Source organism: Lentzea kristufekii, from assembly GCF_033949925.1.
GTDB lineage: Bacteria > Actinomycetota > Actinomycetes > Mycobacteriales > Pseudonocardiaceae > Lentzea > Lentzea kristufekii.
The window spans coordinates 13,440-33,542 of the sequence record NZ_JAXAVV010000024.1 but is presented as its reverse complement, the minus strand read 5'-3'; the positions used below and the strand labels follow the sequence as shown (position 1 = coordinate 33,542).

The window sequence follows — 20,103 nt, the reverse complement described above, 5'->3', positions numbered from 1 at the left end:
AGGGATAGATACCCGATTGATCGTCCCGTAGACCCGCATGGGCGGCTACGCTGCCCCAGACGACACCACTTTCGGTCGATCAGTGGCGCGGCTGATTGGACGAAAGTCTCCGGTGCCGGTCGGGGGGCACGACCGACTCCAGGGAGGTAGTGACGTGGCTGCCGTCGGCTTAGGTCAGGCCGTTCGTACCACGCCAGCCGGCTCGTTGCCGGCGAACATGGTCCCGCACCCGCGGGAAGAGCTTTTTTCAGTGCTGGTGGTCGACGACCACCCACTGCTGAGGGAGGCGATATCAGCTCGGCTCACACAAATGGGAGCCGGGACAGTGCATGAGGCCGCATCGGTGGCAGAGGCTCGGGCGCGGGCACTTGCAACCGGTCCTTGCGACCTCGCGATCCTCGATCTGGGTCTGCCGGATGGCACCGGCATCGACCTGGTCACGGAACTCCGTGCCCAGGGCTGGCCCCGCATCGTGGTCCTCGCATCCTCCGACGACCCCTACGCGGTCAGGTCGGCCTTCCAGGCGGGCGCCCAGGCGTACCTCCTGAAGTCCGCCTCTCCGATGGTGGTCACCGACGGGGTGCGCAGGGTTCTCGATGGTGGCGTTTACGCAGATCCGAGCGTGGCACCAGTACTCGCAGCGGGTACTCGGGTGCCGGGCACGGACAACACGCCGCGGGAACTCTCCGCGCGTGAGGTCGAGGTGCTCCAGCTGGTCGCCGATGGCCAGAGCAACAAGGAGATCGGCGAGGCTCTGAGCTTGTCCGCGTTGACGGTGAAGTCTCACCTGTCGCGGATCGGCCGGAAGCTGGGCACAGGAGATCGCGCTCAGATGGTCGCGCTGGCCATGCGTGCCGGCGTGATCCGTTAGATACCGGTTTGAAGCACTGAACCGGCCGAGAACACCTGTGAGTGGTGCGATCGCCGTAGGGTCATCCGCTGTGGATGTACCCGCCGACGAGCCAACCGCACCAACCGGACCAGAACCGGTACCGCTGACGGAACCTGCTGATGGGGTCCCGCCCGTGGTCGCCGATCCAGCTGCGCTCCGGCGAGCCGCTGACGCGCTCGCCGGGGCGAAGGGCCCGGTCGCGGTGGACACCGAGCGAGCCTCGGGCTACCGCTACTCACAGCGTGCCTATCTGGTGCAACTGCGCCGGGAAGGCGCCGGCACCTGGTTGGTCGACCCGATCGCCCTTGGCGGACGGCTAGACCCACTGGTGCAGGCGCTCGAGGGCACTGAGTGGGTGTTGCACGCGGCGTCTCAGGACCTGCCGTGCCTCGCTGAACTCGGGCTCCGACCCGGTGTGCTGTTCGACACCGAGCTGGCGGGCAGGCTGGCTGGGTTCGACCGTGTCGCACTGGGCACGCTGGTGGAACGGCTACTTGGTTACAGGCTCGAGAAGGGGCATGGCGCGGCCGACTGGTCGCGCCGGCCCCTTCCTGCCGATTGGCTGACGTATGCCGCTCTCGACGTGGAGCTGCTCGTGCAGCTGCGCGACGTTCTCGAAGCCGAGCTGGAGCGCCAGGGCAAACTCGCCTGGGCGCTCGAAGAGTTCGAGGCGGTGCGGACGGCGCCGTTGCCGCGCCCCCGCACCGACCCCTGGCGACGCACGTCAGGTATCCACCGCGTGCGCAACCAGCGGCAACTGGCCCTCGTGCGTGCGCTGTGGGAAGCCCGCGACACCGTGGCCCGCGAACGTGACATCGCCCCCGGCCGAGTCCTCCCGGACTCCGCCCTGATGGAGGCGGCCGCCCGCAACCCGGCCAACGAGGCAGAGCTGCTCGCCCTGCCGGTGTTCCGCGGCCGAGCCCAGCGCCGCATGTCCGGCGTCTGGATGAACGCCCTGCGCAAGGCAGGCGCCCTGGCGAAGTCGGAGCTCCCGGAGCCCGCGGGCCAGCACGACGGCCCGCCCCCGCCCAACCGCTGGGCGGACAAGGACCCGGACGCCGCGGCCCGCCTGGCCGCGACCCGAGCGGCACTGGCGACCATCGCCGAGGCGAACACCCTCCCGGTGGAGAACCTGCTGCTGCCCGACCTCGTGCGCCGCACCTGCTGGCAACCGCCTGCCGACCTCTCCCCCGAGTTCGTGGCCACCGTGCTGCGCGACGGAGGCGCCAGGTCGTGGCAGATCGAGCTGACCCTGGACGCCCTCTCCAAGGCGCTGACAGCGACAGCACCGACGCCGTCCGACTCCAACTGACATCCGACAGATCAGCTGCCGTGCGTGATCCGCTCACGCACGGCAGCTGATCTCCATGCCGTCCTCGACGGGGAACGCGACGCTGACGTACCCGTTCGCCGGATCGCGCACGTACTCGAGGTACCCGGCCATCGAGTCCTGGTCGATGTCGTCGGCGACGACGAGCGCACCGGGCGCGAGCCGCGGCTCCAGATCCCGCAACACCGGCAGGCACAGCTCCTTCCACCCGTCGAGCAGCACCAGCCCGATCGGCCCCGCGAGATCGGCCAACGTGCGCCGAGCGTCGCCGGGCAGGATCGTCACGACCCCGCCGAGCCCCGCCTCGTCGAGGTTCTTCCGCGCCGCGGCGACCTTCACCGCCGACATCTCCGTCCCGTAGACGTGCCCGCGCCCGTTGTCCGCGACGGCCGCCGCCAGGTAGAGCGTCGAGATCCCGAACGACGTGCCGAACTCGACGACGGTCTCCGGCCGGCCCGACCTCACCAGCCCGTAGAGAAGATCCCCACCACGGGCCGAGATCGGCATGTAGACCCCGGCCAGCGCATCGGCGCGCTCCTGCGCACTGCCCGTGCGCACTACGTCCCACGGCACGTCGAAGCCGTCGTCCGCCCCAGCCGCGCCGAAGAGCCGATCGAGCACCGAACGAACCCGCGTCTCGTGCAAAGTGATCGTCATGCCAGCCAGAGTAGACGCAACGTTGCGTCTAGACTAGCTCTGGCTAAAGTACGCCTCCTGGAGGTGGCGATGGGGAGCAACACCGCGCATCGCGGAAACCGGCACGGCCGCAGCGAGGAAGCCAGGCAGGCGGTCCTGGAAGCCGCCGACGACCTGCTGGCCGAACGGGGATTCGCGGGCGTGACGATCGAAGGCATCGCCGCACGCGCGGGCGTCGCGAAGCAGACGATCTACCGCTGGTGGCCGTCCAAGGTCGACGTGCTGCTGGAGGCGTTCACCGAGGACATGGCCGAACACCTCACCCCACCGGACACCGGCGACCTGGGCACCGACCTGCGCACCCACCTGGCAACCGTGGCCGAGTTCCTCACCACCTCAGACCCGGGCGCGGTATTCCGCGCCCTCACGGGCCAGGCCCAGCACGACCCACAACTGGCCGCCCGCCTGCGCGACGACCACCTGAGCCACCAACGCGAACGCGACCGCCTCCCCCTGCAGCGCGCGATCGAACGCGGCGCACTCCCCGCCGACCTGGACGTCGAGGCAGCACTGGACCACCTGGTGGGCCCGATCTACTACCGCGTCCTGGTCACCGGCTCCCCCGTCCCCCGCACCTTCACCGACGACCTGGCAGCAGCCTTCCTGCACCGCCACCAGCGATGATCCGCACCGCCCGCCTCGACCTGCTCCCGCTGCGAGCCGAACACGCCGCCGAGATGGCCGAGGTGCTGGCGGACCCGGCGCTGCACGCGTTCACCGGCGGCACCCCGCTCTCCCCGGAAGCGCTGCTCGCCCGGTACCGGCGGCTGGCCGAAGGCTCCCCCGACCCGGCCGTGCGGTGGCTGAACTGGGTGATCCGGCTCCGCGACGAGGACCGCCTGACCGGCACCGTCCAGGCGACGATCACCCGCGCCGACGGGTCAGCCGAGATCGCGTGGGTCGTCGGCACGCCGTGGCAGGGCCGCGGCATCGCCCGCGAAGCAGCCCGAGGCCTCGTCACCTGGCTGGCCACCCAGCCGGTCCGCACCGTGATCGCGCACATCCACCCCGACCACCACGCGTCCGCCGCCGTAGCCAGGTCCGCCGGCCTCACCCCCACCGACGAGGTCCACGACGGCGAGACCCGCTGGCTCCTCCACCTCCCCTGACCTGGCCCTTGCAATGGCTCGCTTGCGGACGAAGTCCAAAGAGTCATTGCTAAGCAGCAGGTCACAGAGGTGCTGAACTAATATATTGGCCGATATATCAGTTCTGGGCGGGGCCGTCGCTGAACACTTCGCTCGACACCTGGGCGTGCGCGAGCCGCCGCAAGGCCTTGATGACGGTGTCACCGATGAGGGTGCCGACGACCATCGCCTCGATGACGTCGTCGGGCGACTTGTGCCGGACGACGTACTCGAGGTCGGCCCGCGCGATGATCTTCAGCCCCTCGAAGTAGGCGTCGAGGAGGTCGCGGAACTGGTCGTGCCCGACAGACCGGGCCGAGGACAGGGCCGCCGCGAGCATGTGGGTCACGTTGGACTCGGTGACGTCGATGCACTCCGTCTGACCGTGCCTCGCGAAGAACGCCTGGACGTCCGCGACCGCCAGTGGATCGAGCTGGGCCGCGCCCGGCTGGCTGATCGCCTCCTGGACGGCGCCGAGCTTGTTGTGCAGTGAGTCGTCGCGGGTGTCGATGGCGACGAGCACCTCGCGCACGGAGGCGATCGACAGGCCACCCACGTCGACGAGCGCACGGACCAGGCGGAGCCGGCGCAGGTGCTCGTCGTCGTAGTGGGCCTGGTTGGGGCTGGTCAGCACGCCGGCGGGCAGCAGTCCCTCGCGCAGGTAGTACTTGATCGTCGGCACCGCGACGCCGCTTCTCTTGGAAAGCTCGCCAACACGCATATGGATAGTGTAGCTTCCGGATAGTAGAGAGTGTCGCTATCCATTCAGGGGGTAAAGAGAGATGCTTCGCACGTGGCACCGCCCGTTAGTCCTCTTCGGCTGGTCGATGGTGCTTCTGATCCCGATCTCGCTCCTCGGGCTGCTGTTCGACGACCGGCTGATGGTCAACTCGCCGATCTGGCTCAAGCCGTTCAAGTTCGCCGTGTCGCTGGCGCTGTACGCGTTCACGCTGGCGTGGCTGCTCACGTACCTGAAGAGGTTCCAGCGCGTCGGCTGGTGGGCCGGCACCGCCCTGGCGGGGGCCGGGGCGCTGGAGATGGTCGTCATCGTCGGCCAGGTCGTGCGCGGCAAGCGCAGTCACTTCAACTTCGAGACCCCGCTCGACGGGGCGTTGTTCTCGATCATGGGCGCGACGATCGTCGTGCTGTGGGTGACGCACGCGATCGTCGCGATCCTGCTGTGGCGCACGAAGATCGAGAACGAGGCCCTGTCGTGGTCGATCCGGCTCGGGCTCGTCATCTCGTTCCTGGGGCTCGGCGTCGGGTTCCTGATGACGCAGCCGAAGCCCGGCCAGGCGCTCGACGGCGGCACTCTCGGCTCGCACACGATCGGCGCGCCCGACGGCGGTGCCTACATGGCGATCACCGGGTGGAGCACCGAGCACGGCGACCTGAGGGTCGGGCACTTCGTGGGCATGCACGCGCTGCAGGTGCTGCCGGTGCTCATCGCGCTTCTCGGCAACCGCGCCAACGCGAAGCTCGCGTGGGTCATCAGCGGGTCGTTCCTGGGGATCTTCCTGCTCGTGACCTGGCAGGCGTTGCGCGGCCAGCCCCTGTTCCAGCCCGACGGCACGACGTTGCTCGCGCTCACCGGGATCATCGTCGCAACCGCACTCGGCGTGGCGTGGGCGCGTGCACCGAAGAAGGAGCTTGTGAACGCATGACCGCGATCCTGTTCGACCTGACGTTCCTGCTGATCGCGCCGTTCTGGGCGCTCATGATCCTGGCTCCGAAGTGGTCGTGGACGCGGCGGATCGCCGAGTCCCACCTGATCGTGCTGCCGCCGGTCGTGATCTACGTCGTACTGATGATCCCCGTGCTGCCGGAGCTGCTGCCGCTGGTCACGAGGCCCGAACTCGGCGCGCTGGCCGAGTTCATGAGCACGCCGACGGGCGCGGCGCTGGTGTGGGCGCACATGCTCGCGTGGGACCTGTTCGTCGGGCGCTGGATGTACCTCGAAGGGCGGCGGCTCGACATCCACCCGCTGGTCATGGCACCCGTTCTGGTGATCACGATCCTGCTGGCCCCCGTCGGGTTGCCGCTGTTCCTGATCGTGCGCAAGGTGTGTGACACAACGAACAGGGGTGCCGCTGTGGTTACTCACCAGTAACTAGGGTTAGAGTTGGCGTTACCGACCGGTAGGGATGTCGCGCAGCCCGACCGGAGTGGACAGAGTTGTCACCACAAGTGGAGGAGACGCCGTGGCCGCACCAGCAGCGCCGGCACGCGTTCGGAACGTGGTCTTCGTCGACGGCGTCCGCACGCCGTTCGGCAAGGCCGGCCCCAAGGGGATTTTCGCCGAGACCCGTGCAGACGACCTCATCGTGAAGGTCATCCGTGAGCTGCTGCGCAGGCACCCCGAGCTGCCGCCGGAGCGGGTCGACGAGGTCGCCATCGCCGCGACCACGCAGATCGGCGACCAGGGCCTCACGCTCGGCCGCACCGCCGCACTGCTCGCGGGCCTGCCGAAGTCGGTCCCCGGCTACTCGATCGACCGCATGTGCGCGGGCGCGATGACCGCCGTGACCACGGCCGCGAGCGGCATCGCGTTCGGCGCCTACGACGTCGCCATCGCGGGCGGTGTCGAGCACATGGGCCGCCACCCGATGGGCGAGGGCGTCGACCCGAACCCGCGCTTCCTGTCGGACAGGATCGTCGACACCAGCGCGCTCGTGATGGGCCAGACCGCCGAGAACCTGCACGACCGGTTCCCGCACATCACCAAGGACCGCACCGACGCCTACGCGGCCGCTTCCCAGGCCAAGTACGCCGACGCGATCAAGAACGGCAAGATCGGCCCGGAGCTCGTACCCGTCGCGACCCGCTCCGCGGAGAACGGCTGGGGCCTCGCGACGGCCGACGAGCCGCCGCGTCCGGGCACCACGGTCGAGGACCTGGCGAAGCTCAAGACGCCGTTCCGCCCGCACGGCCGGATCACCGCGGGCAACGCGGCCGGTCTGAACGACGGCGCGACCGGCTGCATCCTCGCCGAGGAGGAGACCGCGCGCGAACTCGGCCTTCCCATCGGCATGCGGATGGTCGGCTACTCGTTCCTGGGTGTCGAGCCCGAGGTCATGGGCATCGGCCCGGTCCCGGCCACCGAGAAGGCTCTCGAGCGCGCAGGTCTGTCCATTGAGGACATCGGCCTGTTCGAGGTCAACGAGGCGTTCGCCATCCAGGTGCTCGCGTTCCTCGACCACTTCGGCATCGCCGACGACGACCCCCGCGTGAACCAGTGGGGCGGCGCGATCGCGACCGGCCACCCGCTGGCGTCCAGCGGCGTGCGTTTGATGACGCAGCTGTCGCGGCAGTTCGCCGAGCGTCCGGACGTCCGTTACGGCCTCACCACCATGTGCATCGGCATCGGCATGGGTGGAACGGTCATCTGGGAGAACCCGAACTGGAGTGGCAAGTGACCATCACCGCTGAGGAAGCAAAGGCGATCTTCCCCGACGAGGTCGTCACCCACGCCAAGACGCGTCTGATCAGCGTGCCCGGCCTCGACAAGCCGGTCGCGTTCATCACGATCGACAACGGCCTGGACCACACCCGCCCGTCGACGTTCGGCCCGCAGTCGCTGGTGTCCCTGGGCGCCGCGTTCGACGAGGCCTACGCCGCCGGCCCGGCCGCCATCGCGGTGACCGGCAAGCCGTTCATCTTCGCCGTCGGCGCGGACCTGACCGCCGTCGAGCAGGCCACGGACCGCTCGCAGGGCGTCACGATCGGCCAGCTGGGCCACGAGGTCTTCAAGAAGTTCACCGACTCGGACATCCCGACCTTCGCCTTCGTCAACGGCGCGGTCATGGGCGGTGGCCTGGAGCTCGCGCTGTCGTGCCACTACCGCACGCTGGCGTCGAACGCGGCCGCGATCGCGCTGCCCGAGGTGTTCCTGGGCCTGTTCCCGGGCTGGGGCGGCACGCAGCTGCTGCCGAACCTGATCGGCGCCAACGACGCCGTGACGGTGATCTTCGAGAACGCGTTGAACCAGAACAAGATGCTCAAGCCGAAGGAAGCTCTCGCGCTGGGCATCGCGGACGTGCTGTTCGACTCCGCCGACTACCTGGAGCAGTCGCTGCTGTGGCTGTCCGGCGTCGTGCGCGGCGAGATCTCCGTGCCCCGCAAGGAGATCGACCGCGGTGACGCGTGGGACGCCGCCGTCGCGCGTGCCAAGGGCATCGTGCACGGCAAGACCAAGGGCGCGGCGCCCGGCGCGTTGAAGGCGCTGGAGCTGCTGGAGCTGGCGCGCGAGAACGACCTGGAGAAGGGCTACGCCGCCGAGACCGAGGGCCTCGCGGACCTCGTCATGAGCGACGAGCTGCGTGCGGGCCTGTACTCGTTCAACCTGGTGCAGAAGCGCGCGAAGCGTCCGGCCGGCGCGCCGGACAAGTCGCTGGCGCGCAAGGTCACCAAGGTCGGTGTCGTCGGCGCGGGCCTGATGGCCTCGCAGATGGCGCTGCTGTTCATCCGCCGCCTGCACGTGCCGGTCGTGCTGACCGACATCGACCAGGCGCGCGTGGACAAGGGCGTCGGCTACGTCCACAGCGAGATCGACAAGCTGGCGGGCAAGAAGCGGATCTCGCCGGACGAGGCGAACCGGCTGAAGGCGCTGGTGTCGGGTTCGCTCGACAAGTCCGCGTTCTCCGACGCCGACTTCGTGATCGAGGCCGTGTTCGAGGACCTCGCCGTGAAGCAGCAGGTGTTCGCCGAGGTCGAGGAGCACGTCTCCGCCGAGGCGATCCTCGCCACGAACACGTCGTCGCTGTCCATCACGGACATGGCGTCGAAGCTCAAGCACCCCGAGCGGGTCGTGGGCTTCCACTTCTTCAACCCGGTCGCGGTCATGCCGCTGCTGGAGATCGTGCGCGCCGAGCAGACCGACGACGCGACGCTCGCGACGGCGTTCTCGATCGGCAAGCAGCTCAAGAAGTCCTCGGTGCTCGTGAAGGACGCGCCCGCGTTCGTCGTGAACCGCCTGCTGACCCGCTTCATGGGCGAGGTCATCAAGTCGGTCGACGAGGGCACGTCGTTCGAGGTCGCCGACAAGGCCACCGAGCCGCTCGGCCTGCCGATGTCGCCGATGATCCTGCTGCAGCTCGTCGGTTCCGCCGTCGCGCTGCACGTGTCGGAGACGATGCACGGCGCGTTCCCGGACCGCTTCTCGGTGTCGGAGAACATGAAGAAGTTCGTCGCCGCCGGCAAGGGCGCGGTCTGGCAGTGGGACTCCACGGGCGCGCAGACCGTCGACCCCGAGGTCCAGGCGCTGTGGGAGTTCGGCGACTCGCCCCTCACCGGTGACGAGGTCAAGACGCGCGCGCTCGAGGCGCTGGCCGAGGAGATCCGGATCATGCTCGACGAGGGCGTGGTCGCGGAGGCGCAGGACATCGACCTGTGCATGCTCCTGGGCGCCGGGTGGCCGTTCTGGCTGGGCGGCATCACGCCGTACCTGGACCGCACCGGCATCTCGGAGAAGGTGACCGGAAAGCGTTTCCTGGCACCGGGTGTGGCCTCCGTGCCTGCTTAGTCCGCTGTGCCAGAAGCCCCCGGCTCCTCCTCGACGGAGCCGGGGGCTTCTGCATTCACGACTGGTGGACCAGCGTTTCCGGCGTCTGGCCGGTGACCCACGCCCTGGCGAGCTTGCCGGCGGCCGCGCGGAAGATCCCGTCGGCGTTGCCGTCGTCGGGGAGGATCGTCTCGGTCTGCTTGTCCAGGACGAGGTGGCGCGCCGTGCCGCCGTCGGTGTGGAACCGGTAGCGGACGGACGTCGCCGTCTCCTCTTCCTTGTGCAGGTACACGAGCAGTGCCATCCGTACTACCTCCACGGCTTGCTGAAGTCTTCGTTGCTGGACGGCGGGATCTGGTTCTCCCAGCGGGAGACCTCGTTCGCCGCCGCGTGCGCGTCCTTGTACGACGCGTTCGGGTTCTGCTGCCAGTACCGGCTCTCGGCGAGCTCGTGCTCCAGCAGCGCGATGTCCTCCGGTCGTTGTCGTCCGGCGCGCAGACGCAACCACGCCTCCGCCATGTCCGGGTTGGGGTCGAAGCGCTGCATCACCGTACCGCCGGCGTCTCCCTCGAGCGGGTGCAGCTCGTCGAAGACGTGCTTCTTGATCTGCTCGATCTCCGCCTGGGTGAAGCCCCTGCCGCCGTCGACCCGCGGCACGTCGCCGACGTTGCGCGCGACGTCGCCCACGTCGTCCGATCCCCTGATCGACTGGTAGGCGTCCTCGCCCCACCGTTCGGTCCTCAGGTAGTTCCGCACCGAATCGTCGTCGGGCGGGCGCGTCCCACCGGTCTGGCCGGGAACCGCCGCCTCGTCACCCCGGCGAGCGGGCTTGCGAAGGTCGTCCATCACCTTGCGAACGCGCCGGAAGACGTCGCCGAGCTGCCGCAGCAACGGCATCAGCTTGGTGATCGTGCGCACCAGCTTCTTGATGATGTCGCCGATCTTCGCGGCCCACCTGGCCACCGCGGAGGCCGCCTGCGCCGCGACCACCGGCGCGGCGAGCCCCGCAGTGAGCGCCACTTCCGCCGCCCACACGATCAACCGCCCGACCAGGTCCGCCACCAGGTCTCGGACGAACTCCCGCACCACCCCGACGACGGTGCCGGCCAGCTCGACGGCGGACCCGAAGCCGTCCGCCGCGCTTGAGGCGCCCTTCAGCACGTCGGCGGTCTTAGCTGCGGCTGCGCGGTAGGCGTCGCCGGCCGCACCCTGCCAGCCTGAGGTGTCTGCGGCGACGTCCCGCACGTAGTCGCCGTGGACCTCGCCCACCGCCTTGGCGACGTTGTGCCAGGTCCTGCCGTGGGCGGCGACCAGGTTCGCGTTGCCCGCCAACCAGTCCAGCGCGTCCGACAACGGCTTGACGTGTTCGATCAGCCACGACACCCCGGCGGAGGCCAGCGAGCCCAGCGGGTCGACGTAGATGCTGAGGCCTTCGAGCGCGACACCGGCGACTCCGAGCCCGATGTCGATCCAGTTGCCGTTCTCGATGCCGTCCTTGAGGTCCGCCGCCGAGTCCGCGATACCGATCCCGGTGTGCCAGGTGGTGCTGTCCTGTTCCGGGGTGATCAGCGGGTTGGTCACCGCAGACCCCCGAAACGCACCGCGTTGTCGTCGTCACGGCGTTCGTACTCGTCCGCTGTGTGGCGGATGTTGGTCGCGATCTCGGTGACACCGTTGTTGCCGGCGACGAGCGCGTCGTAGGCCTGCTGCTCGATGTCCCGGATCAACGGCGGCAGGAAGGCGCAGATCTGCCCGTACGCGGCGTCGTCCATGCTCACGGTCCGCGCGGCGTGCAGGGCCTTGCCGAGTCGTTCGGCGAGACCGTCGAGCTTGCCGGCGTGCGACCGCAGTTCGGTCGGCAGAACGTCGAAGCCGCCCACCGTCACCACCCCGGCCTGACGTACGACTCGTTGCCGAAGTCACCGTCGTCCGGGTCCCGCGGCGGGCGCTGCCGGGGAGGCGGCGCGTCGCCGAACTTCTCCCGGTAGCTGTCCACGACCATCTGCCTGGTCTCCGGCAGGTCGTCGCCGACCGCCGCCGCTGTCGCCTCCCGCACCTGCTGGGCGATCCGCGACTGCGCAGCCCTGATGCAGCCCATGACCAACGGCCCTAGCTCACTCGGCCGCACCACCGCCGCGCGGTCGTCGAACCGGATGTCGAGCGGCTTTCCTGTCGCGTCGACGGTCACCGTGACGGCGCCGTTCTGGCTGGTCTCGGTCACCTGGATCCGGTCGACCTGGGACCGCAACCGCTCCAGACGATCGGCGCGCTGCTGAAGACCTTCCACCCACTGGTCGACACCACGTTCGACCTGTGCGGGATCACCGCTGAACAGCGTGTCCCGATGAGCCTCTGGCATGTCATCACCCCAGGCCCGTTATAGCGGGTGAATGATCGGTTCGCCATCGATTCGACCGCTCTGCGGGTCAGGCCGTGAGCAGGCCGAATCCGAGCGTCAGCACTCCGGCCACGGGCACGCCGAGTCGCAAGATCCAGCCCGCCACGCCCGAACTGACGACCACGGCTGCCCGTCAGGCCTCCGGCACCATCACCGGCTGGTGGAGCTCGGCCGACCCGTCCTTGCGGATGAAGTAGGCGTCGATGTTCGTCGCGCGCAGCGTCACCTCGGAGCCGGCCACCAGTTCCCGGTAGCGCAGCAGGTCGGGCAGCCCGATGGCGACGGTGTCGAACGGGTGCGTCTGGCGCAGCATCAACGACCTGCGCAGCGCCTCGCTGAACGCCCAGCGGGGTGCGTCGTCGTCTCCGGGGACTTCTACCAGCGCGCCTTCGAGGTGACGTTCCAGCGCGGCTCGCACGTGGTCCGCCGTGCCCCACGACGCGATGTCCGTGACAGTCATGTGTCACGTATCGGGATGAATCGCGGGATCATTAGCCGTTGGGATGTTTCGATCAGGTCATGTTCTTGCGTCCTGCGATCCTGCTGGACGTCGACGGCCCGCTGAACCCGTTCCTGGCGAAGCCGACCCGGCGTCCGGCCGGCTACACCACACATCGAATCCGTCCGTACGGTTTCTTTCGCCCGCTGCGCGTGTGGCTGGACCCGTCACACGGCCCGTGGCTGCTCTCGCTCGCCGCCGCGACCGGCGCGGACCTGGTGTGGGCGACCACGTGGGAGCACGAGGCGAACGAGTTCATCGGGCCGCGCATCGGACTGCCCGAGCTGGAGTGGATCGACTTCGGCGGCCGCGGCTCCGATCACGCCGACGGCCGCCACGGCAAGGTTCCGGCGATCACCGAGTGGGCGCGGACGCGTCCGATCGCGTGGCTGGACGACGAGTTCCAGCCACGCGACCAGGAGTGGGCGGCGAGCAGGCCGGGCACGCTGCTGGTGCCGGTCGACCCGCGCAAGGGGATCGGCGTGGACCACCTGGAACGGGTCCGGGCGTTCCTCACTGATGCAGAGCGATCTCCGCGAACTCCTGCACCCGCGCGACCGTGATGCCCTCGCGCTGTTCCACGGCGAGCGGGTGCTCGGTGGGCTCGACCTCGACCAACGGCCGCACTCCGACCTCCTGCGTGTGCAGGTTGATCTTGAGGTTGAGCGTCGTGGGCTCGTAACCGGGCAGGATCGTCGACAGCCAGCCGAAGTAGGGCGGCTCGTTCACGCGGGCGGGGTCTTCATAGACCTCGGTCATGCGCAAGAAGTTCGCCGGCGAGAGCGACACCCACACTCCCCACTCGAAGTCCTCGTCGGCGTCGTGCACCGGCAGAACGATGCGGCCACGCACGAAGAAGTGCTCGTTCTCGATCACACACTGCTCCCCGGCGAGGAAGCTGCCGGGCTTCTCGGCGACGTCCGGCGACCAGTACACGGGCGCGACCATCGAGTAACCGAACGGAAGGCCTTCGTGCACCTCGCCGCAGGACGAACAGGTGAACCCCGGAGAAGTCATGGCGGCCAGCCTAGAGTCGCCGGCCTGCGCTGCTTCCACGGCGCTCAGACCTGACGGATCGGCACGACCTCCACGAGCCGCCCGACGTCCTTGAAGTCCTTGACGTTCATCGTCAGCACGGGCAGGCCCGCGACCGCCGCCGTGGCCGCGATCTGCAGGTCCATCCGCCGCGGGCGCGGGCTCCGGCCGGCCCGGCGCACCAGCGAGGCCATCTGCCCGTAGACCTTGGCCTCCTCGACGCCGAACGGCAGCACCTCGAACGTCTGCAGCGCCGCGTAATACCGTTCCGTGCGCGCGAACCGCTCGACCGGGTCCTCGGTGTCGAGCCCGAACGCGAGCTCCGCGATCGTGACGGCGCTCAGGAACGGCTGGGCGTGCACGTACTCACCCAGGTTCGCCCGCTCGAGCCTGATCAGCACACAGGTGTCGAGCAGACAGCTCAGCTCTGCCACGGGTCGTCCAGCGGGTCGTCCGCCCCGAACACCTCGTCGGCCGCACGGCGGTCGGCCTCCCACCGGTCCGCGTCGACCGGCGGCAGCGTGCCGAACAGCACCTGGACATCACCGAGGGGCGGACGGGTCACAGCGTCCTCCCGGTACGGCAGGAGCTGGGCGACGGGCTTGTTGTTGCGGGTGACGACGAAGCTCTCACCCGCCTCGACGCGCCGCATGATCTCCGCGTTGTCGTTGCGGAGCTCACGCTGGCCGATGGCTTTGAGCTGCTGCATGCCACCACCGTAGCGCAAAATACAGAAAAGTGCTACGGAGTAGCTACAGCGGCGCCGGGCTACCCGGACGGCGTGATCAGCATCGGCACGTCGGGCTGGCGCTACCCCGAGTGGCGCGACGGCTTCTACCGCGGCGTCCCCCAGCGGCTGTGGCTGAGCCACCTGGCCGCCCAGATGGACACGATCGAGATCAACAGCTCCTTCTACCGCCTCCAGCCCGCGTCGAACTACCGCAAGTGGGTCGCCGAGACTCCCCCGGACTTCGTCTTCGCCGTCAAGGGCCCGAAGCTGATCACGCACGTCAAACGCTTGCGACACATCGAGGATCCCCTCAAGACATTCACCGAATCGCTCGCACTCGGCCCGAAGCAGGGGCCGATCATCTGGCAGCTGCCACCGTCACTGCGCTTCGACCGCGCGACGATCCAGGACTTCCTCGCCGCACTCCCGCAAGGCCGGCACGCGCTCGAACCGCGCCACGAGTCGTTCCGCACGGACGCCTACTTCGACCTGCTCCACGCGCACAACGTCGCCCACGTCGTGTCGGACGCACCGACGTTCCCGTGCATCGAGGCCGTGACCGCCGACTTCGCCTACCTGCGCCTGCACGGCCACGACGAGCTGTACATCAGCTCCTACGACGACGAACAGCTCGACGAGTGGGCCGGGAAGATCCACGAGTGGAACCGCGACACCTACGTCTACTTCGACAACACGATGCACGGTGCCGCTCCCCGCAACGCGCTGAGCCTCATGGCCCGGTCCACGTCCGCAACGCGACGGGAAGCGTCTCCGGGTCGGCCACCCAGGCGACGTGACCGTCCGGCCTGACCAGCATCCCGCCGAACTCGTCCAGCAGCACCGGCCGACCAGGACGCAGCAACTCGGCGATGGTCGTGGACCTGCCACCGACCTCCACCGCGAGGTTCGGCGCCAGCCGCCCGAGCAACGGGTGGTCGCCCGGTATACGAGGGTCATACCGCGTGTCGACACCGGTGACCAGCTCAGCGAGGTACGGGCCCGCCGCCGCACCCAGGTCTGCGACAAGCTCTCGCACCGGTGAGAGGTCCTCACGCCCGAGCAACGACTGCGCCCGCGCCGTCCGCACCACGCGCGCACCCACCGGATGCCGTTCGTCGTGGTAGGTCTGCAGCAGGCCGTCAGGCGCACGGCCCGACACGGTCGCGGCCAGCTTCCAGCCGAGGTTCATCGCGTCGGCGAGCGCCACGTTCACGCCGACCGCTCCCGCCGGCGGATGCACGTGTGCGGAGTCCCCGGCGAGGATCACCCGGCCCCGCACGTAGCTCTCCGCCTGCCGGGCGGCGTCGGAGAACCTGCTGAGCCACAGGGCTCTCCCGAGCGGCACCTCCCGGCCGAGCCGGGCGTTCAGCAGCTCCCGCACGTACCCGAGCTCGACCGGGCCGGTGCGCGGTTCCGGTTCGTCGAGCACGATCCGCACGTATCCCGGCCGCGGCAGCACGAACACCTCCCCCGTCGCCAGCGCGTCGAAGTCGGCCTCGACGTCCGCGATCAGCCCGTACGAGGTCGCGTCCACACCGGGGAAGCCGATGCCGGCCCGCTTGCGCACCGTGCTGCGGCTGCCGTCGCACCCGACCAGGTACGAGGCGCGCCACCGCTCCTCGCCGACAAAGACGTCGACACCGTCAGCGTCCTGCGAGAAGTCCACGACCTCATGGCCCCACCGCACGCGCACACCGAGTTCGGCGAGCCACTCCTCCAGCAGCTCTTCAACGCGGTTCTGCGCGATGCCGAGCGCGTAGGGGTGGTCGGTGTCCATGGCCGAGAAGTCGAGGGCCATGCCCGGCAGGAACATCCCGTACGGCACAACGGGTCCCTCCGCGAGGAACCGGTCGGCGAGCCCGCGCCGGTCGAGCAACTCCAGGCTGCGCGCGGACAACGTGAAGCCGCGCGGATGCGGGAACCGTCCGGGCGCCGCGTCCACCACGGCCACCTCGACGCCGGCCAACGCCAGTTCGGCCGCCACCACCAGCCCCGCCGGGCCCGCGCCGGCGACCAGAACGGTCATGACTCCTCCGGCCACGGCAGACGCCCGGACTCGACGTCGCCGATGATCTCCTCGACCCACCCCAGTTCAGCCTCGGCCATGCGCACCGCGTACTCGACCTCCACCACGAACAGCCGCGGGACCTGCTCCAGCGCGTCCCGGTGAGATCCGCGCATCTCCTCCAGCGAGGCCCGCAACCGCTCCGCCCGTTCGCGCAACGCCTCCACCGCACCGGCGGGCCCCAGAGCGCCGAGGTAGCTGACGGCGGAGAGGAACTTCGGGAACTCGGGCTGCGGTTCGCGCACCAGCCGGTCGACCCAGCGGGTGAACTCCTCCCGCCCCACCTCGGTGAGCCCGTAGATCGTGCGCTCGGGCCGGGCACCGACCTTCACCGTCTCGCGTGCCTCGATCCACCCCTCACGCATGAGCGCGCGCACCACGTCGTAGAGCGAGCCGGTCGTGACTTTGAAAGACCGGTCCATGCCGCGTTCGCGCAACGTCGCCGCCATCGCGTGCGGGTGCAACGGCGACTCCAGAAGCAACCCCAGCACCGCCATACCCAGCGGATTCTTCATCACTCGGCTCCGATCACTCGATTCCGAGTATTTGCGGCGCGGTCCGGGTTGTCAACTAGCCTGCTCAGATATGAGAACGATTCGCGTCTTGGCTCCCCTGCTCCTGGCCGCGAGTCTCGTGGCTCCCGTGCAAGCGCACGCGGAGGAGGCGGCCTGGACCGGCCCCCTCAGCACCCGAGGCCGGTGGATCGTCGACGCCCACGGCGACCGCTTCAAGCTCAAGTCCGGCAACTGGCACGGTGCGAGCGGCACCTACACCGGCTCCGGCGACATCAACGACCCCGCCAACCACCACTCCGGCGAGAAGGCCGACCAGGTCCCGCTCGGCCTCGACCGCGCGACCATGGCCACGATCATCAGCGGCTTCAAGGAGATCGGCGTCAACAGCGTCAGGCTGCCGTTCTCCAACCAGATGATCAGGGACACCAACCCGGTCAACGGCCTGAAGGACGCGCAGCTCAACGGAAAGCGGCCGCTGGAGGTCTACGACGCGGTCGTGGCCGAGCTGACGCGCAGCAACCTCGCCGTCATCCTCAACAACCACACCACGACCTCGCGGTGGTGCTGCGGCGTCGACGGCAACGAGCGCTGGAACACCAGCCAGAGCACCGACCAGTGGATCAACGACTGGGCGTTCATGGCCGACCGCTACAAGGCGAACAAGCGCGTGGTCGGCGCGGACCTCTACAACGAGGTGCGCCGCAACGTCTGGGACGACCCGAACTGGGGCTGGGGCAACGACCACGACTGGCACAAGGCCTCCCAGCAGGCCGCCGACCGCCTCCAGCAGACCGCGCCCGACCTGCTCGTCATCGTCGAGGGCATCAACTGGACGGGCATCCCCGTCGACGGCTTCGCGCACGGCCGGCCGACGCTGGAGCCGGCGCGCTTCCTCAGTCACACGCTCGCCAACCCCGCGAAGCTCGTCTACTCGGCCCACTTCTACGGCTACACAGGACCGAACCACAGCGGTGCGACGGGAATCGGCGAGACGACCGATCCTCGTTACCAGGACCTCTCACCGCAGGAGCACATCAACGTCCTGCAGCGCCAGGCCTTCTTCATCACCGAGGCGCAGAAGCACTTCACCGCGCCACTGTGGATCAGCGAGTTCGGCGTCGGCGGCCGCGGCGAGAACAACCCCGTGGCGCGCGACTGGTTCGAGCGGTTCGTGAACCAGTTGATCGCCAACGACACGGACTTCGCCTACTGGCCGCTGGTCGGCTTCCACACGAACCGCGGCGGCAACGGGTGGGCGTTGTTGCACTGGGACGCGGCGGGCAACCGCATGGGCGTCAACGACGGCGACGACTGGCGGGCCGGCGCGTGGAACCGTCTCGTCACCGCGCCGAGCCGCACCGGGCAGGTCCCGCAGGAGACCCGGTGGAACCAGCTCCTCAAGGAGTCCTGCCCGCAGAACGAGAAGCTCGTCGGCATCAGCCACACCGGCAACCGCGGCCTGTGCGTGAGCGGTCCACAGTGGAGCAACACGACCAGGGTCACCAACGAGCAGCACGTGACCGACGACTGGGCGTCGGGCTACACGAAGCTCCAGTGCCCCAACAACAACGCGGCCGTCGGCTACGCCAACTTCACTCTGGTCTGCGCACCGGTCGCGGCCGGGTCCACCAGCCGCGTCATCTGGTTCGACCGCGGCGACAACCGGCCGGACCAGGGCGGCGACTGGGCCAACGGTCACTACAAGGGCCAGTGCGCGCAGGACGAGCACATCGCCGGTGTCGCCTACAACTGGCGCAGGACCCCGGACGCGCTGCTCTGCCGGAAGTGAAGTCCGAAGTGTTCCAGGAGAGCGGCCGCGGGGTCTTCGACGTCCGTCGAGGTCTTGTGGCCGTTCTCCGTCCGCACGACCTTCTTGTCCGTCACGGTGATCCGCCCCGCGGGCAACGCGAGGGACGCCATCGGACCGGCGCGGAAGTGCGACTCCGGCGCGGTCTGGTGCCACCAGCAGGTCGGCACGAACTCGGCGAGGTCACGCGGCCGGCGTTCGAGCCGGTAGCTGGGCTTGCCGTTCATCCGCACCTCCACGTCGTCGCCCGAGTCCACGAGCCGGAACACGCCGAACGGATCGTGCTGGTCCTCGCGCGAGGTCCAGTCGAGCGGGTGCAGCGTGAACGACCCGAACCCGACGTCGGCGAGCCACTTTCCGTCCACGAGCAACGCCAGGTGGTCGAACGGCGGCCCGAGCCGCTGGTCCTCGCCCACGGTCCGCGCCGCGAGCAGGTCGACGCCGTGTCCCAAGTGCCGCAACAACTCCGCGAACAACCCGTTGAGCTCGTAGCAGAACCCGCCCCGCCGCTGCTTCACGATCTTGTCGTGGAGCCACGGGATCTCCAGCACGATCCGCGTGTCCATGTGCGTGTAGAGGTTCTCGAACGGGACGCTCAGCAGGTGCCGTTCGTGCAGCTCTGCCAACGACGACGTGCGAGAGGCACCGATGCGCTGTAGGTAGTCGTCCACCGTGCCACGATATCCACATGGGCGAGGTCAGGATCGGCACTTCGGGGTGGGTCTACCCACCCTGGCGCGGCGTGTTCTACCCCAAGGGCGTCACGCAGAAGCGCGAGCTGGCGTACCTGAGCGAGCAGCTCGGCTCGGTGGAGATCAACGGTTCCTTCTACTCGCTGCAACGTCCGTCGAGTTATCAGAAGTGGGCCGCCGAGACACCGGAGGACTTCGTGTTCTCCGTCAAGGGCAGCCGTTTCATCACGCACATGAAGCGCCTCAAGGACGGCAAAGAGCTGCTCGCGAACTACCTCGCGTCCGGAGTCCTCGCCCTGGGCCCGAAGCTCGGCCCCGTCCTCTGGCAGCTCCCGCCCACGCTGCGGTTCGACGCGGACCTGCTCACCGGCTTCTTCGAGGGCCTTCCCCGCACCACCACCGAGGCCGCCGAGGTCGCGAAGCTCCACGACCACCGCGTCGACCCGGCCCACACCACCACGGACGCCGAACGGCCGATGCGCTACGCCCTGGAAGTGCGCCACGACAGCTTCAACACACCGGAGTTCGTCGAGCTGCTCCGGCGCCACGACATCGCGCTGGTGGTCGCGGACGCGGCCGGCAAGTACCCGTTGATCGAAGAGGTGACGAGCGACTTCGTCTACGTCCGGCTGCACGGCCACGACGAGCTCTACGTCAGCGGCTACACCGACGAAGGCCTCGACGAGTGGGCGGAGAAGGTCCGCGCCTGGCAGAGGCAGGGCGACGTGTTCGTCTACTTCGACAACGACGCGAAGGCCTACGCACCGCGCGACGCCAAAGCGCTCCAAGATCGTCTGGCAGGTTGATCCGAACGGAC

At 68.9% G+C, this 20,103-nt stretch carries 25 protein-coding genes; 12 read left to right on the top strand and 13 right to left on the bottom strand.

The annotated features are described in order from the left end of the window. Positions 1-154: 154 nt before the first annotated feature. Both SK571_RS36255 and SK571_RS36250 read left to right on the top strand, forming a co-directional pair. Positions 155-871: a response regulator gene (locus SK571_RS36255; protein WP_015099292.1), complete on the top strand. Its 717-nt coding sequence runs from the start codon at positions 155-157 to the stop codon at positions 869-871. A 70-nt stretch (positions 872-941) separates the two neighbouring features. Beyond that, positions 942-2,204, top strand: coding sequence for a ribonuclease D (locus tag SK571_RS36250; protein WP_319988624.1), 1,263 nt, complete (start codon positions 942-944; stop codon positions 2,202-2,204). Between the two features lie 33 nt (positions 2,205-2,237). Here SK571_RS36250 and SK571_RS36245 read toward each other — a convergent pair whose 3' ends face one another. Beyond that, a complete protein-coding gene (locus tag SK571_RS36245) occupies positions 2,238-2,879 on the bottom strand; it encodes an O-methyltransferase (protein WP_319988623.1) in 642 nt (213 codons plus the stop codon). A 69-nt stretch (positions 2,880-2,948) separates the two neighbouring features. On the opposite strand from SK571_RS36245, the gene SK571_RS36240 reads away from it, so the two are divergent. Then, complete coding sequence (locus tag SK571_RS36240) at positions 2,949-3,542, top strand: TetR/AcrR family transcriptional regulator (protein ID WP_319988622.1); 594 nt, start codon at positions 2,949-2,951, stop codon at positions 3,540-3,542. Then, a complete protein-coding gene (locus tag SK571_RS36235; RefSeq protein ID WP_319988621.1) occupies positions 3,539-4,027 on the top strand; it encodes a GNAT family N-acetyltransferase in 489 nt (162 codons plus the stop codon). Before SK571_RS36240 ends, SK571_RS36235 begins: the two co-directional genes overlap by 4 nt. Positions 4,028-4,124: 97 nt before the next feature. Here the strand turns inward: SK571_RS36235 and SK571_RS36230 are convergent, their stop codons facing one another. Continuing rightward, the gene (locus tag SK571_RS36230; protein WP_319988620.1) at positions 4,125-4,766 is read right to left on the bottom strand and encodes a MerR family transcriptional regulator; all 642 of its coding nucleotides are present in this window, start codon (positions 4,764-4,766) and stop codon (positions 4,125-4,127) included. Positions 4,767-4,872: 106 nt separating this feature from the next. Here SK571_RS36230 and SK571_RS36225 point away from each other — a divergent pair, with 106 nt between their 5' ends. From SK571_RS36225 to SK571_RS36210, 4 genes are read left to right on the top strand one after another with little or no spacing between them, the layout of a single operon-like run. Continuing rightward, positions 4,873-5,709, top strand: coding sequence for a hypothetical protein (locus tag SK571_RS36225; RefSeq protein ID WP_319988619.1), 837 nt, complete (start codon positions 4,873-4,875; stop codon positions 5,707-5,709). Continuing rightward, positions 5,706-6,155: an ABA4-like family protein gene (locus tag SK571_RS36220; RefSeq protein ID WP_319988618.1), complete on the top strand. Its 450-nt coding sequence runs from the start codon at positions 5,706-5,708 to the stop codon at positions 6,153-6,155. Before SK571_RS36225 ends, SK571_RS36220 begins: the two co-directional genes overlap by 4 nt. 34 nt (positions 6,156-6,189) lie before the next feature. Beyond that, the gene (locus SK571_RS36215) at positions 6,190-7,461 is read left to right on the top strand and encodes a thiolase family protein (RefSeq protein WP_406602086.1); all 1,272 of its coding nucleotides are present in this window, start codon (positions 6,190-6,192) and stop codon (positions 7,459-7,461) included. Then, positions 7,458-9,566 carry a 3-hydroxyacyl-CoA dehydrogenase NAD-binding domain-containing protein gene (locus SK571_RS36210; RefSeq protein ID WP_319988616.1) on the top strand — a complete coding sequence of 703 codons (2,109 nt, stop codon included), beginning with the start codon at positions 7,458-7,460 and terminating at the stop codon, positions 9,564-9,566. Before SK571_RS36215 ends, SK571_RS36210 begins: the two co-directional genes overlap by 4 nt. Before the next feature lie 55 nt (positions 9,567-9,621). Here the strand turns inward: SK571_RS36210 and SK571_RS36205 are convergent, their stop codons facing one another. From SK571_RS36205 to SK571_RS36185, 5 genes are all read right to left on the bottom strand, one after another. Beyond that, positions 9,622-9,849 (bottom strand): hypothetical protein, encoded by a 228-nt coding sequence (locus tag SK571_RS36205; protein WP_319988615.1) that lies wholly within the window; start codon positions 9,847-9,849, stop codon positions 9,622-9,624. 5 nt (positions 9,850-9,854) lie between these two features. Then, on the bottom strand, positions 9,855-11,126 hold the full coding sequence (locus SK571_RS36200; RefSeq protein ID WP_319988614.1) for a hypothetical protein: 1,272 nt from the start codon (positions 11,124-11,126) through the stop codon (positions 9,855-9,857). Beyond that, positions 11,123-11,425, bottom strand: coding sequence for a type VII secretion target (locus tag SK571_RS36195; RefSeq protein WP_319988613.1), 303 nt, complete (start codon positions 11,423-11,425; stop codon positions 11,123-11,125). The genes SK571_RS36200 and SK571_RS36195 overlap by 4 nt, the downstream gene beginning before the upstream one ends. A 2-nt stretch (positions 11,426-11,427) precedes the next feature. Beyond that, positions 11,428-11,904, bottom strand: a complete 477-nt coding sequence (locus SK571_RS36190) for a YbaB/EbfC family nucleoid-associated protein (RefSeq protein WP_319988612.1) — start codon at positions 11,902-11,904, stop codon at positions 11,428-11,430. Between the two features lie 172 nt (positions 11,905-12,076). Further along, positions 12,077-12,403, bottom strand: coding sequence for a hypothetical protein (locus tag SK571_RS36185; protein ID WP_319988611.1), 327 nt, complete (start codon positions 12,401-12,403; stop codon positions 12,077-12,079). A 59-nt stretch (positions 12,404-12,462) separates the two neighbouring features. On the opposite strand from SK571_RS36185, the gene SK571_RS36180 reads away from it, so the two are divergent. After that, complete coding sequence (locus SK571_RS36180) at positions 12,463-13,005, top strand: HAD domain-containing protein (protein ID WP_319988610.1); 543 nt, start codon at positions 12,463-12,465, stop codon at positions 13,003-13,005. Here the strand turns inward: SK571_RS36180 and SK571_RS36175 are convergent. The 3 genes from SK571_RS36175 to SK571_RS36165 are packed head-to-tail and all read right to left on the bottom strand — an operon-like array spanning position 12,956 to position 14,186. Beyond that, complete coding sequence (locus SK571_RS36175) at positions 12,956-13,459, bottom strand: DUF2199 domain-containing protein (RefSeq protein WP_319988609.1); 504 nt, start codon at positions 13,457-13,459, stop codon at positions 12,956-12,958. The genes SK571_RS36180 and SK571_RS36175 overlap by 50 nt on opposite strands. A 44-nt stretch (positions 13,460-13,503) precedes the next feature. Beyond that, complete coding sequence (locus tag SK571_RS36170) at positions 13,504-13,911, bottom strand: type II toxin-antitoxin system VapC family toxin (protein ID WP_319988608.1); 408 nt, start codon at positions 13,909-13,911, stop codon at positions 13,504-13,506. Next, positions 13,899-14,186, bottom strand: a complete 288-nt coding sequence (locus tag SK571_RS36165; protein ID WP_319988607.1) for a type II toxin-antitoxin system Phd/YefM family antitoxin — start codon at positions 14,184-14,186, stop codon at positions 13,899-13,901. The genes SK571_RS36170 and SK571_RS36165 overlap by 13 nt, the downstream gene beginning before the upstream one ends. Positions 14,187-14,258: 72 nt before the next feature. On the opposite strand from SK571_RS36165, the gene SK571_RS36160 reads away from it, so the two are divergent. After that, on the top strand, positions 14,259-15,017 hold the full coding sequence (locus SK571_RS36160; protein ID WP_319988606.1) for a DUF72 domain-containing protein: 759 nt from the start codon (positions 14,259-14,261) through the stop codon (positions 15,015-15,017). Here SK571_RS36160 and SK571_RS36155 read toward each other — a convergent pair. Then, a complete protein-coding gene (locus SK571_RS36155) occupies positions 14,938-16,233 on the bottom strand; it encodes an FAD-dependent monooxygenase (RefSeq protein WP_319988605.1) in 1,296 nt (431 codons plus the stop codon). The two genes, SK571_RS36160 and SK571_RS36155, sit on opposite strands and share 80 nt — an antisense overlap. Continuing rightward, positions 16,230-16,787: a PadR family transcriptional regulator gene (locus tag SK571_RS36150; protein ID WP_319988604.1), complete on the bottom strand. Its 558-nt coding sequence runs from the start codon at positions 16,785-16,787 to the stop codon at positions 16,230-16,232. The genes SK571_RS36155 and SK571_RS36150 overlap by 4 nt, the downstream gene beginning before the upstream one ends. Before the next feature lie 88 nt (positions 16,788-16,875). On the opposite strand from SK571_RS36150, the gene SK571_RS36145 reads away from it, so the two are divergent. After that, positions 16,876-18,576: a glycoside hydrolase family 5 protein gene (locus SK571_RS36145; RefSeq protein WP_319988603.1), complete on the top strand. Its 1,701-nt coding sequence runs from the start codon at positions 16,876-16,878 to the stop codon at positions 18,574-18,576. On the opposite strand, the gene SK571_RS36140 is transcribed toward SK571_RS36145, so the two are convergent. After that, the gene (locus SK571_RS36140; protein ID WP_319988602.1) at positions 18,531-19,265 is read right to left on the bottom strand and encodes an arylamine N-acetyltransferase family protein; all 735 of its coding nucleotides are present in this window, start codon (positions 19,263-19,265) and stop codon (positions 18,531-18,533) included. The genes SK571_RS36145 and SK571_RS36140 overlap by 46 nt on opposite strands. 17 nt (positions 19,266-19,282) lie before the next feature. Between SK571_RS36140 and SK571_RS36135 the strand changes: the two genes are divergently transcribed. After that, positions 19,283-20,092: a DUF72 domain-containing protein gene (locus SK571_RS36135; protein WP_319988601.1), complete on the top strand. Its 810-nt coding sequence runs from the start codon at positions 19,283-19,285 to the stop codon at positions 20,090-20,092. The last annotated feature ends 11 nt before the right edge of the window (positions 20,093-20,103 follow it).